General features: G+C 37.2%; 23 protein-coding genes and 1 riboswitch. Of the genes, 4 read left to right on the top strand and 19 right to left on the bottom strand.

What is annotated here, in order from left to right; genetic code table 11:
• Positions 1-44: 44 nt before the first annotated feature.
• The 4 genes from AA0X71_RS10705 to AA0X71_RS10690 all read right to left on the bottom strand — a co-directional run bounded on the left by AA0X71_RS10705 (position 45) and on the right by AA0X71_RS10690 (position 5,950).
• Positions 45-1,535: an alanine/glycine:cation symporter family protein gene (locus AA0X71_RS10705; protein ID WP_413361934.1), complete on the bottom strand. Its 1,491-nt coding sequence runs from the start codon at positions 1,533-1,535 to the stop codon at positions 45-47.
• 354 nt (positions 1,536-1,889) lie between these two features.
• The gene (locus tag AA0X71_RS10700; RefSeq protein ID WP_413361932.1) at positions 1,890-3,371 is read right to left on the bottom strand and encodes a TerD family protein; all 1,482 of its coding nucleotides are present in this window, start codon (positions 3,369-3,371) and stop codon (positions 1,890-1,892) included.
• Between the two features lie 136 nt (positions 3,372-3,507).
• Positions 3,508-5,382, bottom strand: coding sequence for a molecular chaperone HtpG (htpG, locus tag AA0X71_RS10695; protein ID WP_413361930.1), 1,875 nt, complete (start codon positions 5,380-5,382; stop codon positions 3,508-3,510).
• A 100-nt stretch (positions 5,383-5,482) separates the two neighbouring features.
• Positions 5,483-5,950: a hypothetical protein gene (locus AA0X71_RS10690; protein ID WP_413361928.1), complete on the bottom strand. Its 468-nt coding sequence runs from the start codon at positions 5,948-5,950 to the stop codon at positions 5,483-5,485.
• A gap of 86 nt (positions 5,951-6,036) precedes the next feature.
• On the opposite strand from AA0X71_RS10690, the gene AA0X71_RS10685 reads away from it, so the two are divergent.
• Together AA0X71_RS10685 and AA0X71_RS10680 are read left to right on the top strand one after the other, a co-directional pair.
• Entirely contained in the window at positions 6,037-7,236 is a 1,200-nt protein-coding gene (locus AA0X71_RS10685) for an MBL fold metallo-hydrolase (RefSeq protein WP_413361926.1), read from the top strand.
• Position 7,237: 1 nt separating this feature from the next.
• Positions 7,238-7,495: a DUF3006 domain-containing protein gene (locus tag AA0X71_RS10680; RefSeq protein ID WP_413361924.1), complete on the top strand. Its 258-nt coding sequence runs from the start codon at positions 7,238-7,240 to the stop codon at positions 7,493-7,495.
• A gap of 161 nt (positions 7,496-7,656) precedes the next feature.
• Here AA0X71_RS10680 and AA0X71_RS10675 read toward each other — a convergent pair whose 3' ends face one another.
• The 5 genes from AA0X71_RS10675 to AA0X71_RS10655 form a co-directional block, all read right to left on the bottom strand.
• Complete coding sequence (locus tag AA0X71_RS10675) at positions 7,657-8,742, bottom strand: iron-containing alcohol dehydrogenase family protein (protein WP_413361922.1); 1,086 nt, start codon at positions 8,740-8,742, stop codon at positions 7,657-7,659.
• 63 nt (positions 8,743-8,805) lie between these two features.
• Positions 8,806-9,633, bottom strand: a complete 828-nt coding sequence (locus AA0X71_RS10670; RefSeq protein WP_413361920.1) for a MetQ/NlpA family ABC transporter substrate-binding protein — start codon at positions 9,631-9,633, stop codon at positions 8,806-8,808.
• Between the two features lie 45 nt (positions 9,634-9,678).
• A complete protein-coding gene (locus tag AA0X71_RS10665) occupies positions 9,679-10,350 on the bottom strand; it encodes a methionine ABC transporter permease (protein ID WP_413361918.1) in 672 nt (223 codons plus the stop codon).
• The gene (locus AA0X71_RS10660; protein ID WP_413361916.1) at positions 10,340-11,353 is read right to left on the bottom strand and encodes a methionine ABC transporter ATP-binding protein; all 1,014 of its coding nucleotides are present in this window, start codon (positions 11,351-11,353) and stop codon (positions 10,340-10,342) included. Before AA0X71_RS10660 ends, AA0X71_RS10665 begins: the two co-directional genes overlap by 11 nt.
• A gap of 71 nt (positions 11,354-11,424) precedes the next feature.
• A riboswitch (SAM riboswitch) is annotated at positions 11,425-11,533 on the bottom strand.
• Between the two features lie 127 nt (positions 11,534-11,660).
• On the bottom strand, positions 11,661-12,449 hold the full coding sequence (locus tag AA0X71_RS10655) for a carbon-nitrogen family hydrolase (protein WP_413361914.1): 789 nt from the start codon (positions 12,447-12,449) through the stop codon (positions 11,661-11,663).
• Positions 12,450-12,530: 81 nt separating this feature from the next.
• Between AA0X71_RS10655 and AA0X71_RS10650 the strand changes: the two genes are divergently transcribed.
• A complete protein-coding gene (locus tag AA0X71_RS10650; protein ID WP_413361912.1) occupies positions 12,531-13,694 on the top strand; it encodes a pyridoxal phosphate-dependent aminotransferase in 1,164 nt (387 codons plus the stop codon).
• A gap of 526 nt (positions 13,695-14,220) precedes the next feature.
• Here AA0X71_RS10650 and AA0X71_RS10645 read toward each other — a convergent pair.
• The 4 genes from AA0X71_RS10645 to AA0X71_RS10630 form a co-directional block, all read right to left on the bottom strand.
• Positions 14,221-14,910 carry a DinB family protein gene (locus AA0X71_RS10645; protein WP_413361910.1) on the bottom strand — a complete coding sequence of 230 codons (690 nt, stop codon included), beginning with the start codon at positions 14,908-14,910 and terminating at the stop codon, positions 14,221-14,223.
• A 24-nt stretch (positions 14,911-14,934) separates the two neighbouring features.
• Positions 14,935-15,420, bottom strand: coding sequence for an N-acetyltransferase family protein (locus tag AA0X71_RS10640; protein WP_413361908.1), 486 nt, complete (start codon positions 15,418-15,420; stop codon positions 14,935-14,937).
• Between the two features lie 80 nt (positions 15,421-15,500).
• Positions 15,501-16,778 carry an MFS transporter gene (locus AA0X71_RS10635; RefSeq protein WP_413361906.1) on the bottom strand — a complete coding sequence of 426 codons (1,278 nt, stop codon included), beginning with the start codon at positions 16,776-16,778 and terminating at the stop codon, positions 15,501-15,503.
• Between the two features lies 1 nt (position 16,779).
• Positions 16,780-18,096: an alkaline phosphatase family protein gene (locus tag AA0X71_RS10630; protein WP_413361904.1), complete on the bottom strand. Its 1,317-nt coding sequence runs from the start codon at positions 18,094-18,096 to the stop codon at positions 16,780-16,782.
• 220 nt (positions 18,097-18,316) lie between these two features.
• Between AA0X71_RS10630 and AA0X71_RS10625 the strand changes: the two genes are divergently transcribed.
• Complete coding sequence (locus AA0X71_RS10625) at positions 18,317-18,745, top strand: cell wall hydrolase (protein ID WP_413361902.1); 429 nt, start codon at positions 18,317-18,319, stop codon at positions 18,743-18,745.
• Positions 18,746-18,796: 51 nt separating this feature from the next.
• Here AA0X71_RS10625 and AA0X71_RS10620 read toward each other — a convergent pair whose 3' ends face one another.
• From AA0X71_RS10620 to zupT, 6 genes are all read right to left on the bottom strand, one after another.
• Entirely contained in the window at positions 18,797-19,981 is a 1,185-nt protein-coding gene (locus AA0X71_RS10620) for a PLP-dependent aminotransferase family protein (RefSeq protein WP_413361900.1), read from the bottom strand.
• A 235-nt stretch (positions 19,982-20,216) separates the two neighbouring features.
• Positions 20,217-23,345 carry an MMPL family transporter gene (locus tag AA0X71_RS10615; protein WP_413361898.1) on the bottom strand — a complete coding sequence of 1,043 codons (3,129 nt, stop codon included), beginning with the start codon at positions 23,343-23,345 and terminating at the stop codon, positions 20,217-20,219.
• 42 nt (positions 23,346-23,387) lie between these two features.
• Positions 23,388-23,840, bottom strand: coding sequence for a MarR family winged helix-turn-helix transcriptional regulator (locus AA0X71_RS10610; protein ID WP_413361896.1), 453 nt, complete (start codon positions 23,838-23,840; stop codon positions 23,388-23,390).
• A gap of 150 nt (positions 23,841-23,990) precedes the next feature.
• Positions 23,991-24,686, bottom strand: a complete 696-nt coding sequence (pssA, locus tag AA0X71_RS10605; protein ID WP_413362557.1) for a CDP-diacylglycerol--serine O-phosphatidyltransferase — start codon at positions 24,684-24,686, stop codon at positions 23,991-23,993.
• A 28-nt stretch (positions 24,687-24,714) separates the two neighbouring features.
• Positions 24,715-25,218: a shikimate kinase gene (locus AA0X71_RS10600; RefSeq protein WP_413362555.1), complete on the bottom strand. Its 504-nt coding sequence runs from the start codon at positions 25,216-25,218 to the stop codon at positions 24,715-24,717.
• Positions 25,219-25,443: 225 nt separating this feature from the next.
• Entirely contained in the window at positions 25,444-26,253 is an 810-nt protein-coding gene (zupT, locus tag AA0X71_RS10595) for a zinc transporter ZupT (RefSeq protein ID WP_413361894.1), read from the bottom strand.
• Between the last annotated feature and the right edge of the window lie 261 nt (positions 26,254-26,514).

The raw sequence follows: 26,514 nt of genomic DNA, 5'->3' as shown, positions 1-26,514 counted from the left end.
AAAGGGCGCTCAAATGAGCGCCCTTTCTCTATTTTTGAATAACTTTATTTGTCTAACGTCGTTCCAGATGTTGAATTTGTCTTTTCCGCTTCCACACCTGGATACTTGTATTCTTTTTCCCAGAAATCAGCACCTTTAATGCCAAGCTTAACTGGATCAAATACTGGATCCTTTCCAGCCTTCTTCTGTTCTTCATAATCCTTCAGAACAGCAAGAGCAGGTTTAGCAAGAAGGAGAATCGCGATAATATTGAGCCATGCCATACTTCCAACTCCGACATCCCCAAGAGCCCAAGCTACGTCAGCTGTCTTCACACAACCGTACAAAACCATCGCAATAAACACAAATTTCAAAAGATATTCTGACCATACTCGCTTCACTTTTTGATTAATATAAGCTAAATTTGTTTCAGCCATGTAGTAGTATGCCATAATCGTTGTGAATGTAAAGAACAATAAAGCGATAGCAACAAATGGTGCACCGAATCCCGGCATAGCAGATTCAACTGCTGATTGAGTATACCCCGGTCCTGGTTCCATTTCAGCTAAGTTCACTACAATTGCTTCCTCACCTTCAGGGGTAACATTGTACATCCCTGTGATAAGAATCATGAATGCTGTAGCTGAACAAATAAATAAAGTGTCGATATAAACAGAAAATGCTTGGACCAGACCTTGCTTTGCGGGGTGAGAAACTTCCGCAGCGGCAGCAGCATGTGGACCAGTACCTTGCCCTGCTTCATTTGAATAAACTCCACGCTTTACTCCCCAAGAAATAGCAGCACCTAAAATCCCACCAAATGCAGAATTCATCGCAAATGCGCTAGAGAAAATAAGTCCAAAAATTTCTGGGACTCTATCAATATTCATAATAAGTATAATAAGAGCTACGAAAATATAACCTACAGCCATCACTGGTACTACAAATTCTGCTGTTCTTGCGATACGCTTTACTCCACCAAATATAATGATAGCTAAAATCACACATACAGCAATACCAGAAACCCACGGACTAATTCCGAATGCTGTATCTACAGCGGTAGACATACTATTGGATTGCACACCTGGTAATAGAGCACCAGTTGCAATAACCGTTACAATTGCAAATAGTACAGCATACCATTTGATTCCAAGTCCTTTTTCAATATAAAATGCTGGACCCCCACGGAATTGGCCATCTTGCTTCGTTTTGTACACCTGTCCAAGTGTAGCTTCAATAAATCCAGAGCTAGCCCCGAGGAAAGCGATAACCCACATCCAGAAAACGGCACCAGGACCACCAAACGCAATAGCCGTTGCAACTCCGGCAATATTCCCTGTACCTACCCGACCAGCTAGCGACATAGAGATCGCCTGGAAAGATGAAATACCTGATTCTGATGTTTCTCGATTAAACATTAATTTACCCATATCGCCAATATGTCTTATTTGCAAAAACTTTGTAGCGATAGAGAATACTAGTCCTACACCTAAGCATAGGTACACTAGCGCAGGACTCCAAATCACTCCATTTAGCCAACTAACAAAAGCATCCATATAATTCCCCCTAGTTTTATGTAATTCTTTTTTATTATAAATTAGACTTGTCAGAATATAAACTGTTTTTTTAATAAATTTTTAATTTTTTGAAAATGAAACGTTTCCAATTTTTTTCTTTGTTAATATAGCAGATTTATATCAATCTTTCCAACACAATCTAGTATTGGTCGTTCTAAATCCTTTTACAAACACTATTTCAAGATTTTATTAAATGAATAGTATTCACTCGTAAGCGAAAGTCATTATCTTCAACATTTACCAGCTAATAATAGCATTACAAATAGTAAAAGAATGAGTCAAATAGTTAAAAGTCTTCCCTTTAATATACAAGGAAAGACTTTTATCAAAACATCAAGACAAAAATTCACCTGGATTAAGTCTTAATTCATTACAAATATCACGGATCGTTTCTTGCTCAGCACGAGCAAATTCACCGTCTGCAAAACCAATAGCAATACCGTATCGAACCACTAATCGTGATAAGTCATATTGATCACGTACCTTCCCCACAGCTCGTAATGCTTCTCCTCTACCAACGATTGGATCCATTTGCAAGCCACGTACAAAGTGGTCAAAGCGTGCGATTACCTGTTGGGTATTAAAGGAACGTAATTCATCACTTTGATGGATGAAATCATATACTTTCTGTTGCTCACTCCGATCTAAATGTCCATCCGCCATAGCAACTAATGCACAGGATGCCATTAAAGCGTCTAACACAGAATGATTATTGTTGTATTTTTGAAGTACTCTTCTTGCATTATCCTTTTGTTCCTGGAACATACGACGAAAGTCAGTTTGATCTAATGACCATTTATATTGGCATGAATTACAGCGAAATTCCATTTTATTTGCACCAATAAATCCACCTAATAGTCCGACTGGTCCCAAAACTAAGCCACCAACGGCTGCCTTTCCTAATCCAAAGCCTTTTTTTCCAGAAGAGATATAGTCTGAATGGCAACGAGGGCAAGCCATATCACCTGAAGACGTTCTTCCCATTCTTTGGTAGCCATCATTTATAGGACGACTCGTTTGATTACTATATGAATGGCCAAAAGTATTCGTAGATGGCTGTCCGTATTGACTAGAAGGTATATTAGGTGGACTTTGACTATATTGTCCAAACGACTGATTTGGATTTGTCGGAGCACCAAAAGACGATTGCTGAGTTGGCTGTGTTCCAAACGATTGTGACGGATTGGAATATGAACTACTTTGGGCTTGATTAAATCCTCCACTCTGTGAAGGCTGACTTTCTTCTACTTCTAAGCCAAAATTACGACAAAGAGCTGCTAATCCCCCTTGAAATCCACTACCAATAGCGTTAAACTTCCATTCGTTTTGGTGACGATATAGTTCTGCTGCAACGATAGCTGTTTCCACAGTAAACTGCTGTAGATTAAAGCGCAACAATTCCTCTTGCGTTTGTTCATTCATAATTCGAACGTACGCATTAGAAATTTGGCTAAAGCTTTGTCCCTTTAACTGGGCATCATGAATGGTTATCGAAAAAGCAATTCGCTCTATATATGGAGGAACAGATGGTAACACAATTCGTACTTGTTCATCATCATTGGCACCTATTCCTGTACGGTTATCACCACTGTAAAAAACAGATTGATTCCCACCAACAGGATTATTGTAAAAGATAAAGTCTTGCTCACCCTTAACTTTTCCTGTTTGATCAAGCAGAAAAACTGAAGCATCTAAATCAAAGCTCTGGCCACCAAATTGATTAATATCCCAGCCTAATCCAATTAAAATGCTATGTAAATTCGATGTCTTTTTTGTTAAGTCTACCTTTTGCCCCTTCGACAGAAGAACAGCCATCCCATCTCCTCCATATCTATTATTTGATTCACTTATTTCAGTTATATCACACTTTTCTATTTCTATCATTAGCCAATAACATGTGTTAGAAAAGAGAAAACAGCCCCCATGAGAACAAGAGGCTGTTTCTACCCTTTTATACCATTACTTTACAAATATCATTCGTAAATTCGACTGGATCTTGAATTGGTAACCCTTCAATAAGAAGAGCCTGATTATATAAAAGATTCGTATATAAACTTAATTTTTCTTTATCACTAGCAAGGGCATTTTTCAGTGATTCGAATACTTCATGATTCGGATTGATTTCAAGAATCTTATCCGCTTTTACATTTTGATTATCTGGCATTGCATTAAGGATTTTCTCCATTTCAATTGTCACTTCTCCATCTGCTGTTAAACATACTGGGTGAGATTTTAACCTTTTTGATACACGGACATCCTTTACCTTGCCAGAAAGGATATTTTTCATTTCCTCAAAGAGTTCTTTATTCTCTTCATCTTTGGTCTCAGAATCCATTTCGCTTTCATCAATTCCAAGATCACCACTTGATACAGATTTAAATTCTTTTTCCTTATAACTCATGAGCATTTTTATCGCAAATTCATCAATATCCTCAGTAAAATAAAGAATTTCATAACCTTTTTCAGAGACAATCTCTGCCTGTGGTAATTTCTCGATGCGCTCAATCGATTCACCAGACGCATAATAAATAAACTTCTGCTCTTCAGGCATTCTAGAAGTATACTCATCGAGTGTAACCATGTTCTTTTCTTTTGAAGAATAGAACATGAGTAAATCCTGTAGAGTTTCTTTATTTGCACCGAAGTCATTATAAACACCAAATTTCAGTTGTCTTCCAAATGACTTATAAAAGGCTTCATACTTCTCTCGTTCATTCTTCAATAAACTTTGAAGTTCACTTTTAATCTTCTTATTTATATTCTTTGCTATCAGCTTTAATTGACGGTCGTGCTGGAGCATCTCTCTGGAAATATTGAGGGAGAGATCCTCTGAGTCTACTAGTCCTTTTACAAAGCTGAAGTAGTCAGGAAGTAGATCCGCACATTTATTCATAATTAAAACACCGTTTGAATATAACTCAAGCCCCTTTTCATATTCTTTCGAATAGTAATCAAAAGGCGTGCTTTCTGGAATATAAAGAATGGCGTTGTAGCGAATCGTACCATCAACACTAATGTGGATATGTTTTAACGGTTTATCAAAACCATAATGCTTCTCATTGTAAAATTTCTCATAATCCTCATCAGTTAATTCGTTTTTATTTTTTCTCCATATCGGTACCATGCTGTTAATCGTTTCTTCTTCAACATAGCTTTCATACTCATCTTCACTGTCTTCTTTTTTTCTGCTCTTTGTTATATCCATTTTAATCGGATAACGAATAAAATCTGAGTATTTTTTAATAATTGATTTCAAACGGTATTCCTCAAGATACTCTTCGTATGACTCATCTTCAGTATTTTCTTTGATCTCCAAAATGATCTCAGTTCCGACTTCACTTTTTTCTGTCGGTTCGATCGTATATCCGTCTGCTCCTTTTGATTCCCACTTATAAGCCTCATCACTTTCAAGGGCTTTACTTATCACGGTCACTACATCAGCTACCATAAAAGCAGCATAAAAACCGACTCCGAATTGACCAATAATATCGTGTCCATCTTTTATTTCATTCTCTGTTTTAAAAGCTAAAGAACCGCTTTTGGCAATAATCCCTAAGTTATTCTCAAGTTCTTCCTTTGTCATCCCAATACCTGTATCACTGATTTTTAATATGCGATTTTCTTTATCTGTCTCAATTTTTATGTAGTAATCATCCTGGTTAAAGCTTAAACTATCATCTGTTAATGCTTTGTAATAGATTTTATCAATCGCATCACTTGCATTGGAGATTAACTCTCGTAAAAACACTTCCTTTTGAGTATAAATAGAGTTAATCATCATTTCTAGTAATCGCTTTGACTCTGCCTGAAATTGTCTTTTTTCCATACATCTTTCCCCTTTCCAAATATCCACTAATGATAGTTTAGCACTCTTATCTCTCGAGTGCTAATATTCATAATTTAAATATCATATAAATGAGAAAGTGTCAATTAGAAACTTCAAGAGCAATCGCATAGAAAGCATCGCCTAAGGATACATTTTCATCTTCTTCATCCAACCACCATGCACCAATCGAATAATAATATACGCCAGGCTCTTCTGGGACACTAAATTGGAGACCTTCGAGTGGTACTTCGATTCCGGTTTCATTGATGAATTGCTCGACATGAATTTCCGTTGGCTGGGGCTCAAAGTCAATCTTTATTGTAACCCTTTCCCCACCTTTTACCGTAATGGTTTCTTTCTCTTTTAAAAGCTCCGTTGGGCCAGCTGTATCTACACAGATTCCGCTATTCCACCCTCCACTCCAACAATATGTACCTAATACCGTTTCATACTCCTGGTCATTGACGACTACCTTCGCATTAGGAGGCATATTTCCACTTAAGCCACTTCTTGTACAGCCAACGATAATTATCAACATGAACATAATTGAAACCCATTTTTTAAACATCTCAAAACTCCTCTTTATGATAGAATAGTTGATGTAACTTAACACCATGAGCATAATAAAAACAAAAGTCTTTCAGGGGGATTTCATTGAAAAATTTTATTATAACTATCGCAACCATATTATTTTTAGTTGGATGTAATGCCCAACAACCTTCAAGTGTTCAAAAAGAAATTGAATCGCCAGCAAATCCAACTATTACGGAACAAACAGATAATGACGCATCTTCAAGTCCACCAGCAATTGAACAAGACAAAACGATGAATGAAGAATTGAAAGTTCATTTTCTAGATGTTGGTCAAGCAGACTCTACCCTTTTTCAAGTTTCAGAAGATGGGCAATCCTATACGATACTAATCGATAGTGGAGACTTTACTGGAGATGAAGTTGTCGACTACCTTCAAAAAAACAAGGTGAAAAATATTAATATTGCGATCGGAACTCATCCTGACGCCGATCATATTGGCCAATTGGATCAGGTTCTTCAAACATTTCCGGTCGATGAGGTTTGGTTATCAGGTAATACTAGTCAATCAGACACCTTTCAACGTGTATTGATGGAGATAAGCGAAAATGACGTAGATTATGTCGAGCCAAGAACGGGCGATACATACGAAATAGGTCCTCTTCATTTGGAGGTTTTATATCCAAAGGAGATTACAGGAAAAGCGAATGAAGAATCGATTTCTGTCATAATAACATATGGTGAAATCAGTTTTGTCTTTACAGGTGATGCAGAAAAAGCAAATGAAATTGAGATGATTCAAAGTGGCTCTCAGTTAGAGGCAACTTTTTTACAGCTTGGTCATCACGGTTCAACCACTTCTACAAGTAAAGAATTTTTGCAAGCCGTTCAGCCTGAAGTGGCGATTTATAGTGCTGGAATGGATAATTCTTATGGGCACCCCCATGAAGAAGTCGTATCACTTATTCAAGAATCAGGTATTCCTCTCTATGGAACAGACGTTCACGGAACGATTATTGTTACAACAGATGGAAAAACGTATCAAATTGAGACAGAAAAAGATGGATATATCGAAGAAAGAAAATCTAAGCAACAGATCGATACAAATAATCGAGTAGAAAATCAAGATAGTTGTATCAATATAAACACGGCTTCAGCAGAGGAAGTTGAAGAAATCATCCATATTGGTCCAGAACGAGCAAAAGATTTAATTGAACTAAGACCGTATCAATCAATTGAAGAATTAACAAAAATCAATGGAATTGGGCAAGCAAGAGTCGATGACATTAAAAAAGAAGGATTAGCTTGCATAGGAGGAAATTGACATGAAGGCTTATATTGATCGTTTTGAAGAAAATCTTGCTGTTATTATAATCGAAGAAATCAAGAAACAGTTTACGAAGCCGATTGATCAACTCCCTAATGGAGCTTTGCCAGGAACATGGTTAAAGGTGACACTCAAAGACAATGATATTATGGAAATGAAGATTGATGAAGAAGAGACGAATTCAACAAAGAACTCCGTTGACAATTTGATGGCTCATCTTCGTTCCAAAAAGAAGGAAAGTAAGTTCAAAAAGTAGAATTAAACACTATAACTTTTTATGGTGGGAACGATTATTAGAAGAGTATTTTATCCGTATATACACACAATTTATTGAAGTGGTAGATTAATACTAAAACGCTTGTGATGATGGCATTAGTGCCTTTTCTTTGTCATTCACAAGCGTTTTTGTATTACCCATTACTTAGCTATTCCCTCTAATTCATAAATCGCTTTTTTCACCCTATTTTCATCAATGATTCCAATTGGCATTACATGAATAGATTCTTCTTTTAGTGTCGCTTTTTCTGCGACCTTTTGAACCACTACATCAGTAACCTCTTGTATGCCCAACTCTTTTAGTGAACTCGGTAGACCAAGACGACGATAAAATGGAAGTAAGTAGTCGATTTCAGATTGTTTCCCTTCTAATATCAGCTGAACAAGAATTCCATATGCAACTTTATCACCATGTAACACATGATGAGTTTCCTCTAAAACCGTTAATCCATTATGAATTGAATGGGCACCAGCAATACGGCCGTAATGGTCACCAAAGCCTCCGACCATCCCTCCAAAAACAATAATCGTCTCAACCACTTTGATAAAATCTTCGTTTAGTACGCCTTCATGTACGGCTTGAATAGCTCCTACTGAATGCTCAACGATAATCTCCTTGCATTGTCTTGCTGTATAATGAGATATCAGTAATGGCACTGATTTTCTAGGAATATTTCCCATTTGAACATCTGCTTCATACCATTTCGCAAGGGTGTCACCAATCCCAGCAATAAACAACTCTATTGGAGCATGAAGTAAAATTTTCGGTTCGATTAAAACTAAGCTCGTACATACAGGATAAACGTCATATCGAATAAAGGCTCCTGACTGATCATACAAAACACTTAGTGGAGTCCAAGGAGAACAGTTAGACGCAAGGGTCGGGATTAATACAGCTTGAAGGCGCATCTTATCACATACTGCTTTCACCAGATCGAGTACCTTCCCACCACCAACACCAACGACTCCATCATAGTTATGTTCATGGATGATTTCAGCTAACTCCTCTATTTCCTCTAACGAGCACTCTCCATTATACGTATACTCATGATAAATTACTTCTGAAAGTGTTGGCCAGTAGGACCGTGCTGCCTGCCACGATTTTGTCCCATGTACGATTAGTACCTTCTTTAACCCTCTTTCTAAAAGCTTTTGCTCCAGAAGTTTCAATGCACCTTCCTGTAATATGTACTCACTTGGTGCTCCATGCACGGAAAAAGTTTGCATGAACTGTCCCTCCTCCTATTAAAAGACCCACTCTTTAAAAGAGCGGGTCAAATGTTTGCTCGATTAATTCATCCACTCTGGTTTTCCGAAACCTTGGAACTCTTCATCAATCACTTTTTCAAAGGCATCAGATTCAACAACTTCTACAATATCTTTTGCAAGCTGATCGTCTTTATTTTCCGTTTTCACAGCCACAACATTACGATAGGAGTCGAGCATATTTTCTAAAGCAAGAGCACTTAATAAATCCATCCCTGCTGCGAGGGCGAAGTTTCCTGGAACGGCTGCAAGGTCAGCACTTTCTACTGAGCGTGGAAGCTGTCCTGCTTCTATTGGTTGAAATTCAAGATTTTTCTTATTTTCTACAATATCCTTCTCCGAAACAGTTAACGGATCTGCGTTTTCATCTAGTACTATAAGACCTTCATCTTGAAGCGTATTAAACGCACGAGCTGCGTTTGTAGGGTCATTTGGAATCGTAATCGTTGCTCCATCTGTAATATCTTCAATCGAATCGAATGTATTAGAGTAAATTCCCATCGGTGCCGTTGGAACCGTAATTAAAGCGGTTAAATCCATATTGTTTTCTTTCGCAAAGTTTTCTAGATAAATCGTGTGTTGGAAAAGATTTGCCTGAATGTCTCCATTATCTAGTGCATTGTTTGGTTGAATATAATCGCTGAATTCAATGATCTTAACGGTATAACCTTTTTCTTCAAGATTTGGAATAATGGCTTTCTTTAACATATCACTGTATGGACCTGCAGTTGCTCCAACAGTAATTTCTTTTGTTTCTTCACTTTCAGAACTTGAGTTGTTATCATTACCTCCACACGCTGCTAAAAATCCGATTACGAGTAAAATTAATCCTGCTGTTAACCACTTTTTCATCCTATTTTTCCTTCTTTCTCTTTATTATCTATTTTTTATTTGAGGCTATCTTTTATCTACTACCTTAGCGATAAAATCACCAAAGATTTGAATGACTTGAACCAGTATGATTAGAATGAGGACTGTCGCTATCATAATCGTATTATCATAGCGATAATAACCAAAACGAATCGCTAAATCTCCAATTCCTCCACCACCTACGGTTCCAGCCATAGCCGAAAACCCGATTAAACTAATCAACGTTAATGTAATTCCAGATATAATTCCTGACTTCGCTTCTAAAAGAAGAACATCTTTAATAATCATCCAGGGAGTCGCACCCGCTGCAATCGCGGCTTCAATGACTCCCTTATCAATTTCACGTAAAGCCGTTTCAACGATTCGGGCAAAAAACGGAATAGCTGCAACCGATAGCGAGACGCTTGCCGCTGTTGGACCAATTGTCGTGCCAACAATCGCTTTTGTAAGCGGAATAAGTGCTACTAATAGAATGATAAAGGGGATCGAACGAACCATATTGACGATAAACCCTAAGACGCTTTGAATGCCTCGACTTTCCCAAAACAAGCCCTTATCTGTTATATAAAGAAGGATTCCAATTGGAAGACCTATCACAACAGCAACAGCAAGGGAAATAGAAATCATATAAATCGTCTGGAGAAAAGCTGTATTAATATCTGGTAGAAGCTCCACGAAGTGTCCAAAATCAAATAGCATCTTGTAACACCTCCACCTGTGCGTCTCGTTCTTGGATATAACTTAGCGCCTTTTTAATCTCGTCCTTTTCACCTTTTAATTCCATTACAAAAATCCCTAGTGGCAACTCTTGAATGTACTCGATGGAACCGTGTAAAAAGTTACCTTTCACTTGAAATTGCTGTAAAGTATCTGAAATGACCCCTTCTCCAGCTACTTTCCCTCGGAACGTCACTTTAACGATCGGCCCCGTACAGCTATTCGCAATGGTATCTGGAACGTCAAAATTAACAACACTGGCAATAAACTCTTTCGCTAAGTCCGTTTTCGGACTAGCAAAGATGTTATAAACAGCTCCTTCTTCTATCACTCTTCCATCTTGCATAATGGCCATTCGATTACAGATTTCCTTGACGACATTCATTTCATGAGTGATTAAAACAATCGTGATATTTAATTCCTGATTGATTTTCTTAAGTAAATTTAGGATCGATTTCGTCGTTGTAGGATCAAGGGCAGATGTTGCCTCATCACAAAGTAACACCTTCGGATTATTGGCTAATGCTCTCGCAATCGCTACTCTTTGTTTTTGACCACCACTGAGTTGAGAAGGATAAACATCGCGTTTATCAGATAAACCAACCATTTCAAGAAGCTTTTCAACTCTGATCGTCATTTCCTTAGATGGTACTTTGGCTGCCTTTAAGGCAAACGCAATATTTTCATAGACTGTTTTTTGACTAATTAAATAGAAATGTTGGAAGATCATGCCGATTTTTAATCTGGCTAGTCGTAGGTCTTCACCCCGTAATAAAGTAAGATCTTTCCCATCTACAGTCAGATGACCTGAAGTAGGTCGTTCGAGTAAATTAATACAGCGAAGCAAAGAACTCTTCCCTGCACCAGAATATCCGACGATTCCATAAATCTCTCCTCTTTCAATCGAGAGAGTTACATTGTCAACTCCATTCACTTCTCCATTTTTCGTTTTGTATATCTTCGAAAGATTTTGAATTTGTATCATACATAAACCTCATTTTTCTAAAAATAAAAATGCGCCCTTCAACTGAAAGACGCATCGAAATACTATATCTCGACTTATCTTTCAGAATGAAAATCATTCTGCAGGAATTGGCACCTTCCCATAAATAAGGGGGTTGCCGGACGTCATAGGGCCATGTCCCTCGGTCACTCTGGATAAGTTTGAAAATTATAAATTGGATTGTAATTTAGATAATACTAGGCAAAAAATTATCTGTCAATAGTAAATTTACACTCTACTTTTATGAAAGGCGCTTACATATTGACTACATCAGTTATCGTAAAGAAATTTAATTTTTTCGATCATATAATTCCTCTCTTCGGTCTTGAAAAATAGGAATCCTTTGACGGACATCTTCGACTTGCTCTATATCAATCTCTGCATAGTAGATGCCTTCTTTTTCCGCATTTGCAACGAGAAGTTCTCCCCATGGGGCAATGACCATGGAATGACCATTAAATTCATTGTTCGGATCGTTTCCGACACGGTTTACAGCGACAATATAACATTGATTTTCAATCGCTCTTGCCTGAAGTAATAATTGCCAATGATCAATTCTTTTTTTCGGCCACTCAGCAGGAATAAAAATGACTTTCGCCCCATCCAAAACATGGGCTCGAATCCATTCAGGGAATCGTAAATCATAACAAATAACTCCTGCACATTCAATCCCATCTAAAGCAAACCGATTCTGCTTTTGACCAGGCTCCATATAAAGGTGTTCATCCATAAGCTTAAATAAATGAGCTTTATCATATTCGGCGGCATGCTCCCCATCTTTTCTAACAACATACATCGTATTATAGAATTTACCGTTTCGTCTCGTTGAAACAGAACCAGCGACAATGTTTACACGATGTTTACGAGCAAGTTCTTGTAATAATGCTTTTGTTTTTTCCCCATTTTCGTCTGCTAATCTATTAAGTTCCGTTAAGGCATATCCTGTATTCCACATCTCAGGTAAAACAATCGTGTCAGTACCCATACTTGCCGCCTCGTCTATAAAATGCTCCACAGCTTGATAGTTTTTTTCTGGTTCTCCAAATTCAATATTCATTTGCACACATGCAATTTTCATAGTAACCTCCCTCTAGACATTTTTAATTAAAGACTATAGAATTTGTTTTAAAATCGCAAATACTTTTTAAAGGTGGAACATATGGAATATTCAGAAAAACTTAAAAAACTACCCGTTCAATTTTTTGCTAGTCTTGTTGAAAAAGTAAATCAAGCGCTAGCAGAAGGAAGAGATATCATCAATTTAGGGCAAGGAAATCCAGACCAACCGACCCCAAAACATATTGTTAAAGCGCTTCAACAGGCAGCCGAGGATCCAAATATGCATAAATACTCTCCCTTTCGTGGTCTCCAGGAATTGAGAGAGGCAGCCGCATCCTTCTATCAATCCCAATATGGTGTTGAAATCGATCCGAATCGAGAGGTGGCCATTTTATTTGGCACCAAAACCGGGCTTGTCGAGCTCCCCCTTTGTTTACTAAATGAGGGTGAATTAATGCTTCTCCCTGACCCGGGATATCCTGATTATCTATCAGGCGCTGTACTCGCAAACGTGGCTCATGAGCTAGTTCCACTTCAGGCAGAGAATCATTTCTTACCTGATTTCCAGTCCATTCCGAAAGAGCAGACTGATGCAGCAAAGCTGATGTATTTAAATTATCCGAATAACCCTACTGGGGCTACTGCTGATCTGAATTTTTTTGAAGAAACAGTTCGCTTTGCCAAAGAAAATGAAATCACGATTCTTCATGACTTTGCCTATGGAGCAATTGGTTTTGATGGCAAAAAACCAATCAGTTTTCTGCAGGCAGAAGGTGCAAAGGATATTGGGGTTGAAATGTATACATTATCAAAAACTTATAATATGGCTGGCTGGCGTGTTGGCTTTGCTGTTGGGAATGCTCAAATTATTGAAGCATTAAATCTGATTCATGATCATCTCTATGTAAGTCTATTTCCTGCCATTCAAAAGGCAGCTGTTGCCGCTTTAACTGAGGAACAAAATTGTGTGGACAAGCTAGTCTCACGCTATGAAAATCGGCGAAATGCTTTGATTGAAGCATGTCTTGAAATTGGCTGGAAGGTCGAAGCCCCTGCAGGTTCCTTTTTTGCATGGTTGCCTGTTCCAGCAGGTTACACAAGTGAACAATTTGCGGATCTTCTCCTTGATAAAGCTGACGTTGTAGTAGCTTCAGGTAATGGCTTCGGTAAATATGGCGAAGGATATGTGCGTGTCGGTCTCCTTGTTGATGAAGAACGCCTTGTCGAAGCCATTAATCGGATTGGTAAATTGAAGATTTTTTAATATTAGAGAAAGAGGCTGGGACATAACTAGCTTCACCTTTCTCTATTTTTGTCTATTAATTTTGCCATTAACGCAAGACCCATTTCGTTTTCTACCTTCGATTTTCCTCGTACAGAAAATCGAGGGAAACGCAAATTAACCTTCAAGAATCCAATCGATTTCTGCTTTGTCTAAATTTCTACTATAAGACCCTATTTTGCTCCAACCATCTCTCACCCTTAAGCGGAATTTTTCCTGTTATCTTTTCAATGGAGTCCCTTTTAGGGGAAATAACGGAAGATTTTCCGCTTATGGAGAGCAAAATCGTTTATTTTGGCATTTTTTGAGGGAATAGCAGGAATTTTTCCTGTTATTTCGGCTCTTTTTCATGATGGTTGCTCATTAAGCGGAATTATTCCTGTTATTTTTTCATACCGATACTCCAACTGTTTATACGAACACTTTATCCACAAGTTGAGGGAATTTATACACTCCAAACTAGAATCAAAAAGTCGTTACCACCAACTATTTGACCCAGCCTCTTTCTTCACTCTCTTTGGTGTTTATTCTTTATTCTATGGCATTTATTCAAATGCAAAAAAATATGTCTCGTTGCTGGCATGAGAATTAATCCGGCAACCGTTTTTTTACCCCAATATTGGGCTAACCATTCAGATTGTTTCTGAACAGCATCCTCCAGAAATAGTTGCTCTATCCTCTCTTTATCTATTTCCATTATTAATTGTTCCGGCTTTAGTGATGCAACAATATATCGAGTTTCCCTTCCTACAGCTTCTCTGTATGCTAGTAATGATTCAAAGTCAATATTTGCACTTAGCTTAGCAATATCCTCATCTACCATATCATTTCCCGAATGGGGATAAGAGACATTCATTTTCGCTAACCATTTTCCCCTATGTAAAACTTGGCTTCTATTGGCTACCAATATATTCATAGTCATATCTTCAATTCTAGTAATATGCCATAAATGCCACGCAATTGAATTTTTCGTATCCGGTGTTGATACTGGATACTTCCTAAAGGTCACTTCGTCTAAATCCTTTATAAGGGCATCTTCAAGTGTCTCTTTGGAGCTATTACTAATTGCTGAGTTATGTAACAACCCATGTTGTGTTAAAAACAGCTCAGTAGCAAATACAGATTCAGCAGGATTTACTATAATCTCTTTCAATTTTTTATGATTTTCATTCCAGCTCTTTCTTTCCAATTTGTCCATTTTTTCACTTCCTGTTTCTTGGGACTACAACACTAACATCATTCGCACTGTTTTTAATACATGTCCATCAAAGTTCTCATCAAATTCTGAGATCACTTTAAAACCTTTTGCCTCGTAAAACCTCTTCCCAATCTGATTATCCATTTCCACATTAATAAAGACTTTCCTAGCATCTGGAGATAATTCCACACCCTTATGGAGTAGAGCACCACCAACCCCTTTTCCTTGGTGTTCAGGTGTAAGATAAATAGCTCCTAATTCCATTTCTCCTTCAGCTTTTACTGGAGAAAAGTTAGCAAAACCTATGATTTTCTCTTTTTCTTCAGCTACTAGAAAAAGAGAATGGGAAATACGTCTTTGCAACATCTCCTCATTATAAGCAGAACTTAAAAATTGATTTTGAATCTCTAAAGGAATGATGCCTTCATACGTTGCATGCCAACTTTTTCTAGCAATCTCTTGAATTTGTTTCACATCATCTATTTGAGATTCCCTAATTACATATGTCAAGTTTTTCAATCCTTTCGATGTTTATCATAAAATATCTTATGGGAAAGGAGCTAGGGAAATCTCCCAAGCTCCTTTCAAAATTATTTTCCTATCCCTTGATCCAACGTCACTTCATCTGGGTTAGGTACTCGTAGGAGAATAATCGCTCCAATAATAAACAAGACGACGAGACTAAACACTCCAAAGCTCGTGTTTCCAGTAATTTGAGCAGTTACCCCTAGTAGAACAGGTCCTGCCACCGCAGCAAATTTCCCAAAAATACTATAGAATCCAAAGAATTCGTTTGAAGACTCTTTAGGTACAAGTTTTGCAAAATAGGAACGACTTAATGACTGGATTCCACCTTGAGCTGTACCAACTAGCATTGCTAAAATCCAGAAATCTAAAGCAGAATCTAAAAAGAATGCATAACAACAAATAAAGATGTAAATCAGTATACCAACCATAATCATTTTCTTGTCCCCATATTTGGTTCCAAACTTCCCAAATAGAACCGTAAATGGAGCTGCCACAACTTGTGTAACGAATAAAACAATAAGTAGTGTTGAGGAACCAATTCCTAAATCAGAGCCATACGCTGTAGACATTTTAATGACGGTGTGAACCCCATCAATATAAAAGAAGTACGCTAGTAAAAATAGGAATAATGGGCGGTACATTTTGATATTTTTGATTGTCCCAAATAACTTTTTAAAACTTGTTCGAACAGGATTTGGCACCCTCTCAACATAATATTTTTGCTCTACATTTTTTAACATTGGAATCGTGAAGAGCCCCCACCAAAGTGCCGTGATCACAAAGGCAATTTGACTAGCTACCGTTACCGACAATGGAATGATACTTTCTTGAGCAAGTAGGATAATCGCAATAGAAATTATAAATGGAATGGTACTTCCAATATAGCCAATGGCATAGCCATGAGCCGAAATCTTGTTCATTCTCTCCTCTGATGTTACGTCCACAAGGAAGGCATCATAAAAAATATTTGCTCCGGCAAAGCCAACCGATGTGATGACGAAGAAAATTAATAATAGTAACCATTGATCGGAAGGAACTACAGCTAATAATAAGGTGAAAACAACACCTAGAGCAGTAAAGAATACAAAAAAGCGTTTCTTAAATCCTTTAAAATCAGCAATTGTTCCTAATATCGGTGCGAGAATCGAAACAATCAATGTAGCAATGGAGTTCGCATAACCCCAATAAGCGGTAGATGTAGACGCCGAAATTCCTGCTTCTGTCGCAACAGACTTAAAATATAATGGCATAATAGCTGTAACAATAACAATTGTATACGCAGAATTGGCCCAATCATACAACGCCCAACTTTGTTCAGGAGTGCTCAATTTCTTCTCCACATTAATCCCCCTCTAATAACTCTTGAATGACATTTCCATCTGTATTGCCTAAATCTAAATCTAATAATTTTGCTAATGTTGGCCCAATATCGACGAGACGAGCAAATGGTATCTCCGAATTTGAACGGATCCCTTTACCAGAAGCGAAAAGAAATGTTTTATATTCTAGTTTTTCAGGGGAATAGCCATGAGAAGCTAGCATATATTTAGCATTTTCGGGTCTGTTCTCCAATGTGACGAAACGTAGATACTCACCTTGATAGTCTTCAATAAAATAAAATCCTAGTGCTGCTTCTAGCATAAAACTACATTCAGGATCGGCACCTAATTCAGAAGCATCTTCTCCTGTAATCACGGTTTCGATACCATTTTCTGGTTCCTTCATCAAATGATAAAGAACCTTCTCGACTTTCTCCTTTGTCTCGCTATCATGCCTGTCTTTTAAATATATATATGCTGAACCATCACACCCTTTACAATAGGCTTTCCAATCTGTCATCTTCCCATTGGAATTAACAGTGATCAATGCATTGTTTCGAAAGGCAACATTCACACTAACAGCTTTATTTTCATCTAATGCAGCATGATCTCCAAGTACAACAATGGTCGTTTCATCATAATTACCCTTATCTTCAATAGCATCAAGAATAACACCTAATCGTTCATCATGACGATGCAGTGCTTCTATTGCTTCTTCTGAGTTGACACCATAGTAGTGTCTCATTGCATCAAGGTCAGTGAAATGAACAAGCAATAGATTCGGTTGTTTCGTCCGGATTGTATGTACGGTTGATTCTAAAACAAAATCATCTAACTCAGGTTGGTTTATTCCATTACGAATATGGCCAAAAAGTTTATTCAATTCCCATTGGTACATGGGTGTACCGTTCATTAATGAAACGATAATTTGATGATGCCATGGTCGATTTGCAAAAATCTCTGGTAAATTATACTGAATCGATTTTGCTTTTCCTGTAACGGGCCAAAGCAAAGCAGCAGTAGTTAAATTTGCCTTATACGCTTCGTCATAAAGAGTTGTCCCTTTTATCTTACTCCGAAACCAATTCCAGTCAGGAGAATGTCTCCCAGGTTGCAATAAAGTGTTATTGACAATGCCATGATTTTTAGGAAACTTTCCTGTGACAATCGTTGTGTGGCAAGGATATGTTAAAGAAGGATAAATGGTCTCCACTTCTCGTACAAATGAACCATGTTTTAGAATCTTTTTGAAATTTGGCAATTTTTTTATGATTGGATAGTCCTTAGCAGATAAACAATCCAATGAAATAACAATTAAATGATTTGTTAAAGCCACCATTTATAAGTCCCCTCGTTTTTTCCTGATAAAGGAAATTACTTATCTATATTTTCATTGTACTATTATCATTAATAAAAAGAATAGCTTCTATTGTAAATTTATTTTAAATTTTCCACTCATTTCATCATTCATAAGTTTCTAGATTAATCCCTATTTTTGAAGAAACATCACTTAAAGTTAGAATACGATAGGTGTATGAACACTACCAGGGGGTGAAGTAATGGCAGTTGTGAAGGCAACAAATGCAGATATTGATTTGTTAGCAAGACTGCTTAGAGCAGAAGCTGAAGGAGAAGGTCAAGATGGGATGCTCATGGTTGGAAATGTAGGAATAAATCGTATAAGAGGAAATTGTTCTGATTTTGAAGGAATTCGCACGATTTCAGAAATGATCCATCAACCACACGCTTTCGAAGCTACACAAAAAGGGTATTTTTATCAGCCTGCAAGAGAGGTCGAAAGAAAATTAGCACGGCGAGTAATAGCTGGCGAACGTGTATGGCCGTCTAAATTTAGTTTGTGGTATTTTAGACCTCCAGGAGATTGCCCGCCTCAGTGGTATAACCAACCGCTTGTAGGTAGATTCAAACTACACTGTTTTTATGAACCAACAGCAGAAGAATGTGAAAATATTTATAATACTTTTTAAAAATAATAACCTACTAAAAAGAGTCAGCGAATATTCACTGACTCTTCTTCATTAAACCGTCACTTGTTTCGTTAATACAGAAACAAGGCGGTCCATACCAAGTTTAATATTTTCCGGAGTAGAGTGACTGAAATTTAAGCGGAATGTATTTAGCTTTGGCTCATTTACATAGAAAGGTGTACCTGGTACATACGCAACTCCATTTTTAACCGCTTCAGCTAAAAGGTTGGTCGCATCCAGATTCTCGTCCCCTTCAATCCACATGAACATGCCACCTTTTGGCTCCTCCCATTTAAATAAGCCACGGTCAAGTTTATTTAGATAATCCCTCATAATGGTCATACGGAAATAATATTCTTTCCTCAATGTTTCAATATGATTTTGCAAATCAAAATCCCTCATAATGAAATATAGAGCCTGTTGGTCTATGGAACTAGAATGTAAATCAGTCATCTGCTTCGCCTGTGACATCATCGCAATAACTTCAGCTGGACCAGTCACCCAACCTGTTCTCAATCCAGGAACAACCGTTTTTGAAAAGGTACTTGTATAAAGAATATGGCTTTCCTTTTCATCAAAAGAAGCAATTGGACGGAATGTATCATTGGTGAAATTTAATTCTCCATATGGATCATCTTCTAGTGTTAAAACATTATACTGATAACATAGTTCCACTAATTTTTGACGTCTCTCTTCGCTCCAAATTTTTGCTTCTGGATTTGAAAATGTTGGTACAATATAGACGAATTTAGGTTGGTAAATCCGCATTTTTTCTTCTAAATCTTGCGGATCCATACCCTTTTCGTCACCCTGTACAGCAACCACCTTAGCTCCGTAGGAACGAAATACTTGCAGAGCAGCCAAATATGTAGGATCTTCTGTTAGAACAACATCACCTTCTGCAAGCATGATTCTTGAAAATAAGTCAATAACTTGCTGGGAACCCGTTGTTAATAAGATCTTCTCGACTGTTGACTGAATTCCTTTTTGTGCCATTACAGTTTGTACAGACTCTCTTAGTGGCGTAAAACCTTCTGTTAAGCCATATTGTAGTGCTGATTTTCCAGAAGCAAACACTTTTTCATATGCATTTTGTACGGCTTCAATCGGGAAGTAATCATCAGATGGTAGTCCTCCTGCAAAAGATATGACATTTCCTTGTTGTATGACACTTAAAATATCTCGTACAGCTGATGATTTAAAGTGTTTAGTTTGCTCTGAGAATAAATATTCCATTTGGGTCCCTTCCTTTTTTAAAAAATGTTGTTCCAACTTCATTCCATAAGATATGAGAATGCACAATAATTTTTTTAAATTATCTGTATCTTAAAAAAGATTTTCTCTTATCATATACCTTCAGTTTCTTTGTATCAAGAGTTTTTTTCATTCTTAAGTCATATTATTTTAGAATTCGAAATATTTTCTATACAACATAAAAATGAAGCACGAGTATTTTCGTGCTTCATACTATTTATACTCTTTTAAATGGCCACCAGTTTGCTTCTCCGAAGTTTTTCACCATTACTGGAATAAACAGAGGTAACACAACAAAAGCATACAATAATAATCCGACAATGGTAATGGATGCGATTTGTACTAATGACAGCATACCAGAAGGAATCATTGCTGCAAATGTACCTCCTAATATGATAGCAGCTGAAATGATAACTGTCCCCATCTTTTTCATAGCCATAAACATTGCTTGACTAATCAATAAGTCTTTATACTCATTGAAGCGATCCATTAAAAATATACTATAGTCTACCCCAAGAGCAACTAGAATGACGAAGGCAAAGAACGGAACAGCCCAGCTTATACCACCATATCCTAATATATTGACAAATAGCACTTCATTTATCGCCATTGATGTAAAATATGTGAGAATTAATGAACCAATGATATAAAGAGGCATGATTAACGAACGGAAAAGAAAGACTAAGATAATGGCAATACCTATTAACATATATACCACTGTTCTAGAATAATCTTTTCCAGACATTGTACTTAAATCAGCATTAGTACTTGTAATTCCACCTATTGCCACTTTCGCATTTTCTAACTTCGTTCCCTTCGTTGCGCGCTCAACTGCTTCGCTCATTTCATCTACTTGAGCAATCGCTTCGTTCGAATATGGACTGGCATCAAAAATGACATCCATCGTCATTACTTTTCGATCTTCTGACATATACGTATCTAGTACTTGAATAAAATCGTCACTTTTTAGTACTTCAGCAGGAAGGTACAACCCACTCATTTCTCCTGCTTCTGATAATCCAGAAAGATAATCCTGGGCAGAACCTAATCCTTCCGATACTTGATAAAGCCCATCTGCACTTTGATCGAGCCCCTCCGTTAGAAGCGATAATTGTTCACCAAGATCCCCAAAGCCATCAAGGAGTTGCTTTTGTCCATCATTTACACTCACGATCCCTTGTGTCAGCTGCGGTAGATTTCCCACAATCATATCTTGACCATCAGCCAACTTGTTTAATCCGGCTTGTTGAGCTTCAATTCCTTCCAGCAATTGTTGAAGACCTGTACCCAGTTCAGTTCTCCCTTTTTGAAGAGCCAAATCAAAGCCTGTATTCGCTTTATCCATCCCTTCATTAATTCCTGAAAGACCTTCATTTAATTGTTTGATAGAATCCAATAAACCAGACTGTTGATCCGGAATACCATGAAGATATCCATTTACCGTACCTTTCAATACTTGATACTGTGGATCAGTAGCAAGGACTTCATATTGATTGTCTAGATAAATAAATAATGAATCGGTCGTATCAGCTAGCCCTCCAATTGCCGCTCCTAGCTGTTGATAACCAGAGCTTAGTTGTGAAATATTGTCCCCTATCAAATCATAGTTTGCTAAAAGCTCACTTCTGTACTTATCAAGTAATAGCTCGACTCCAGATTTTGCTTGTTCCAGTCCTTTTATAATTTCTGTTGAACCAGCTGATCCTTGACGAATACCATCTTCTATTTTCGCCAAATTTGTTTGGATCTCTGTGAAACCTTCTTGAAGTTGACCTGTACCTGAAATCAATTCATTTATCCCATCTGTTGCCTTGTTCAGTTCTGGTTCAGATTTTGATAATTCCTGACTTGCATCCTGTAAACCGTCACTGATTTTCAAAATCCCTTCTTTTCCAGTTCCAAGCCCTTCTCCAAGTGTTTCTGCTTGTTTTGCCACAAGAAAGTCCTCAATTGGTTCTCCTGTTGGCATCGTAACGGAACGAACCGTTTGTACCAATTCAATCTTTTCTAATTCTTTCGTTATTTGATCCACAAGTGCAATATACTCAACAGAATCCATCGCTTCATCATTCTTGATGACAATGTTTGTTGGCATTGCTTCGCCTGGACTAAAGCTATCGGCGATTACATCAAAAGCCTGAATAGAGCCCACTTCACCACTTATTTCTTCCATAGAGTCAAAGGATAATTCTCCATCATAGGTCATTAAAAATGGAACACAAATAATAGCAACAAGAAGTAAAGAGACGAACGGTCTTCCAAGAGAGAATTTCCCTGCCAATGCCCAAAGTTTACTATCAGCATGCTCCCCTTTACTCTTTGATGGCCAAAAAAGCTTGCCTCCAAGCACTGCCATGAAAAACGGAACAATCGTAAAGAGAGCCAATAGTAAAATTGCAACCCCTACCGCAACAGCAGCGGCAGATTGATATAAGATGAATTGGGAAAAACCAATTGCGGCAAAACCAATCATTACAGCAATCCCACTAAACAGAACGGTTCTTCCAGCATTCCGATACGTTTCAACAATTGCTTCTGCAACCGTTTCTTTTTGCGATAATTCTTCCTTAAATCGACTTAGTAAGAGAATACAATAATCGGTCCCAATTCCAAAAAGAATCGCTACCAAGAAAATCTGTGTATAGGTGGAAATTGGAAAATCCACTTGGTCCACCAAAAAAGAAACGATCGATTGGGACGTTAAATAAGTAAAGCCAACTGTAACCAATGGGATAACTGGTGCAATAAATGATTTAAAGACAAGGAGTAGCACCAATAATATGAAAACAACTGTGATCCCTTCTGTCTTCTTTAATCCCTCTTGGGAGCTATTTACTAAATCTTCATTGATGAGCCATTCACTTGTAAAGTAATGATCCACTTTTACATCATTTAACGTATGATACAAAGCTTCCTTAACTTCTTTTTGCTCTCGATCCTCCCACTTCAGACTAATGGATGCAAGAATGGCTTTCCCATCCTCTGATACAAGCTGCGTTTTAAGAAGATCCTCATTAAAATGAGTTAAGATATTCGTAATACTAAGCTCTTCTTTCTTGTTTTCAAGAATGCGTATCGCTCTCTCTGCTTCTTTTATATCTTCATTCGTTAATTGATCTTCATTATGAAATACCAATGCTACCGTTGTTTCTTTTTCTCCACCTTCCTGATCTTGAACCTCCTGCATAATCTTCCCAGCTTGGGCGGATGAGTACTCATCAGGCACTTTTAATTGCCCTTTTTCCCGTACAAGATCACTCATATTTGGTGCTGCAAAAAATAAACCAACAGCAACAATAATCCACACGATCAGGACTAACCATTTATTTTTAATAATAAAATTCATATTCCTTCCCCCATCAATCAGTCAGTTATGTTAAATGAAGTTCTAACTTTTATTCTTTAAGTCAATTAAAACATGATTTAGCTTCTCATATGTTTCAATAAACTGTACAATTTCAGATGGTTCAAACTGAGAAATTAGCCCTTGAACTAAATGATGAATTCTTTCGTCAATTTTCCAAAATAAATCTTCACCTTTTTCTGTCAGAGCTAAGTAGACAACTCGACGGTCCTTTTCATCTCTAGTCCTCAGAATGAAACCTTTTTCCCAAAGTCGGTTGATTATCGCTGTAATTGCACTTTTTTTCACTTCAAATTCATCTGAAAGAGCGGTTGAAGTACATGAACCTACTCGATTTATATACCTTAATATATAGAGTTGATCATGGGTTAAATTACTTCCTAACTGCTCTGTAATTAATGCTTCCGCTTTTTTAGTCACTGAAAAAGAAACATCTACATATCGATCAACTAATTTCTGAATGTCTTCATTAGACATTTGGTTCATCACCTCCTAATACTTAAACTCTTTAATTGTTCAACTGTTTAACTATACATAAGATTAACTATAATTAGCCTTCATTTTGTTGTCAAGAAAAAGATAGATAAAAAAAACCAACTCCTTCATATCATGAGAGTTGGTTAAAATTTATTCAATATCTTTTTTATGTCTACCCTTAACAAAGCGGTACGCTAAATACGCTACATATAAAGGTGCAGCAATATAAATTAAATAAGGAAACTTTCCATATGTTCCTTTGTATATAACATAGAGAAGGCAACCTAAAAAGATTGTGACAATGGTTCCATATTTAGGTAGTGGAACTTCCTTTAGACTAGGAATTCGAATTCTGCTGACCATTAGAAAACAAAGTGCTGTATATACTACTGTTGTAATAATATCAGGTAATCTGCCCCCAAATAAAGTCAAGAGAGCAAGAATTCCACCAGCCGCAGTTATTGGAACACCAATAAAATAATTGAGTGAGGATTTATCCGTGCTTATATTAAAACGGGCTAGGCGATAGGCACCGAACAGCGGAAACAATCCTGCAATGAGTAAACCAATTAAACCAAATTGATGAAAGTATGTATAATACACTAAAAAAGATGGTGCTACACCGAATGATACAATATCCGCTAATGAATCTAATTCTTTTCCTAATGTGCTATCTGCTTTTAACATTCTTGCCAAACGACCATCCATACTATCTAACATCATCCCGATTAAAATAAGGATTGCCGCATTTTTATACTCGCCATATGATGCAAATCCAATTGATAAAAAACCGCAATATAAGTTCCCGAGTGTAAACATATTGGGAATCGCTTTTATAAGTCTTATTCTCAACGAGGTAATCACTCCTTTTGTGCTATTTCTGTGGTTCATATAAATCCCAAGCTAGTTTAATGGAGTCCACAATATAATTAGCCAATTCTTCGATTTCAAGATGATCTGTTTGCACTCTTGAATGATGGACTGAATAGATTTCCTGTCTATCATAAAAAAGCTGTTCAATTTCTTCTATCGTCCGTCCTTGTAACACTGGTCGGCTATCAATGAGCAAGCTAATTCTATCCTTCCAAGAGTCCCATGATAAATCTAGGAAAAATACGATTCCCTCTTTTAAACAGCATTCTTTAATATCCTCTTGCAAAAAAGCTCCCCCACCTAATGAAACGATGTTTAAGCGCTGTTCGCATAGCATGAATATCATTTCCTTTTCCTTCTTACGAAACTCCTCTTCACCGAAGGTTGCAAATATTTCCCTTACAGACATCCCGTATTCTTTTTCTATTTCTGCATCGACATCATAAAAATCACGATATAGTTTTTTGGCCACTTCACTTCCAATGGTTGTTTTGCCTACACCCATAAAACCAATAAAAATAATACTTTTTTCTCTAAGAGGGATATCTCTTATTCCCAACTTCTACACTCCTCTAGCAAGCTTTTCGCAAATATTTTGGAACAACCATTTGCTCAAGTAATCTCATTATAATTTTAATTACCGTTAATTTCTAGTAGCAATCCGGAAAGTCTGGGCTTTTTATAGAAAAAGCTGACTCAATCAATCTTAAGTCAGCTTCATCTTCACCTCTTATATGACTAAGAGTAAGCTCATGGCCATTACAACCATTCCGGCTATTAATCCGTATATGGAAATATGGGCTTCATCAAATTTCTTAGCGGCTGGCAATAATTCATCGAGAGAAATAAAGACCATAATTCCTGCTACTCCAGCAAAGATGATACCAAACATGACATCATTTAAAAATGGCATTAGCAAAAAGTAAGCTACTACCGCACCAATTGGTTCAGAAAGACCTGATAAAAAGGAAAGCTTAAATGCTTTTTTTCGATCGCCTGTCGCAAAGTAAACAGGAACAGAAACAGCGATCCCTTCTGGAATATTGTGAATAGCAATCGCAATCGCAATGGGAATTCCCAGTGCTGGATCTTGAAGAGCTGATGTAAATGTGGCAATCCCCTCAGGAAAGTTATGAATGGCAATCGCAAGCGCTGTAAAAGTACCCATTTTCAGAAGAGCTTGATCTTGAACTGCTTTTTTATTGGAATCCATATCTTCGACCTTTTTCAGTTCATGAGGATTTCCCTGCTTCGGTATAAATTTATCTATAAGTGCGATGAGAAGCATCCCTCCGAAAAATCCACCAACGGTTGCCCATTTTCCAGATGTTTCACCTAATGAGCCCACAAGTGCATCCTGCGCCTTTACAAAGATTTCAATCATGGAAACATAAATCATAACACCTGCAGAAAAACCAAGGGCAAGTGAGAGAAACTTCGTATTGGTTGTTTTCGTAAAGAAAGCGAGAACACTACCGATGCCAGTTGCCAAACCAGCCATTAATGTGAGTCCAAATGCAAGCAATAAATTTTCATCCACTTCTCATTCTCCTTCTCATTGACTTTCCCATTTTTTGTTTACAGAGAAAATTTAATTTTATTACTTACCTCTAAGTGCTCTCATTCCTATTTAAATAATTAAATTGATTCTATGCATATATATAAAAATGTTTCGACTAGTAAACATTTTAACTCATACGAAACTTACCTGACAACATAAATGATCTTAGCTTACTATTATTGTAGGAAATAAGGAAAGAAAAAATAACCTTCAAACTGCTTCATATAATAAAATTTATAA

Source organism: Robertmurraya phoenicis, from assembly GCF_047302285.1.
Classification (GTDB): Bacteria; Bacillota; Bacilli; order Bacillales; family Cytobacillaceae; genus Robertmurraya.
Note: the sequence above shows the minus strand (reverse complement) of the source record. Positions and strands in the feature narration are given on the sequence as shown.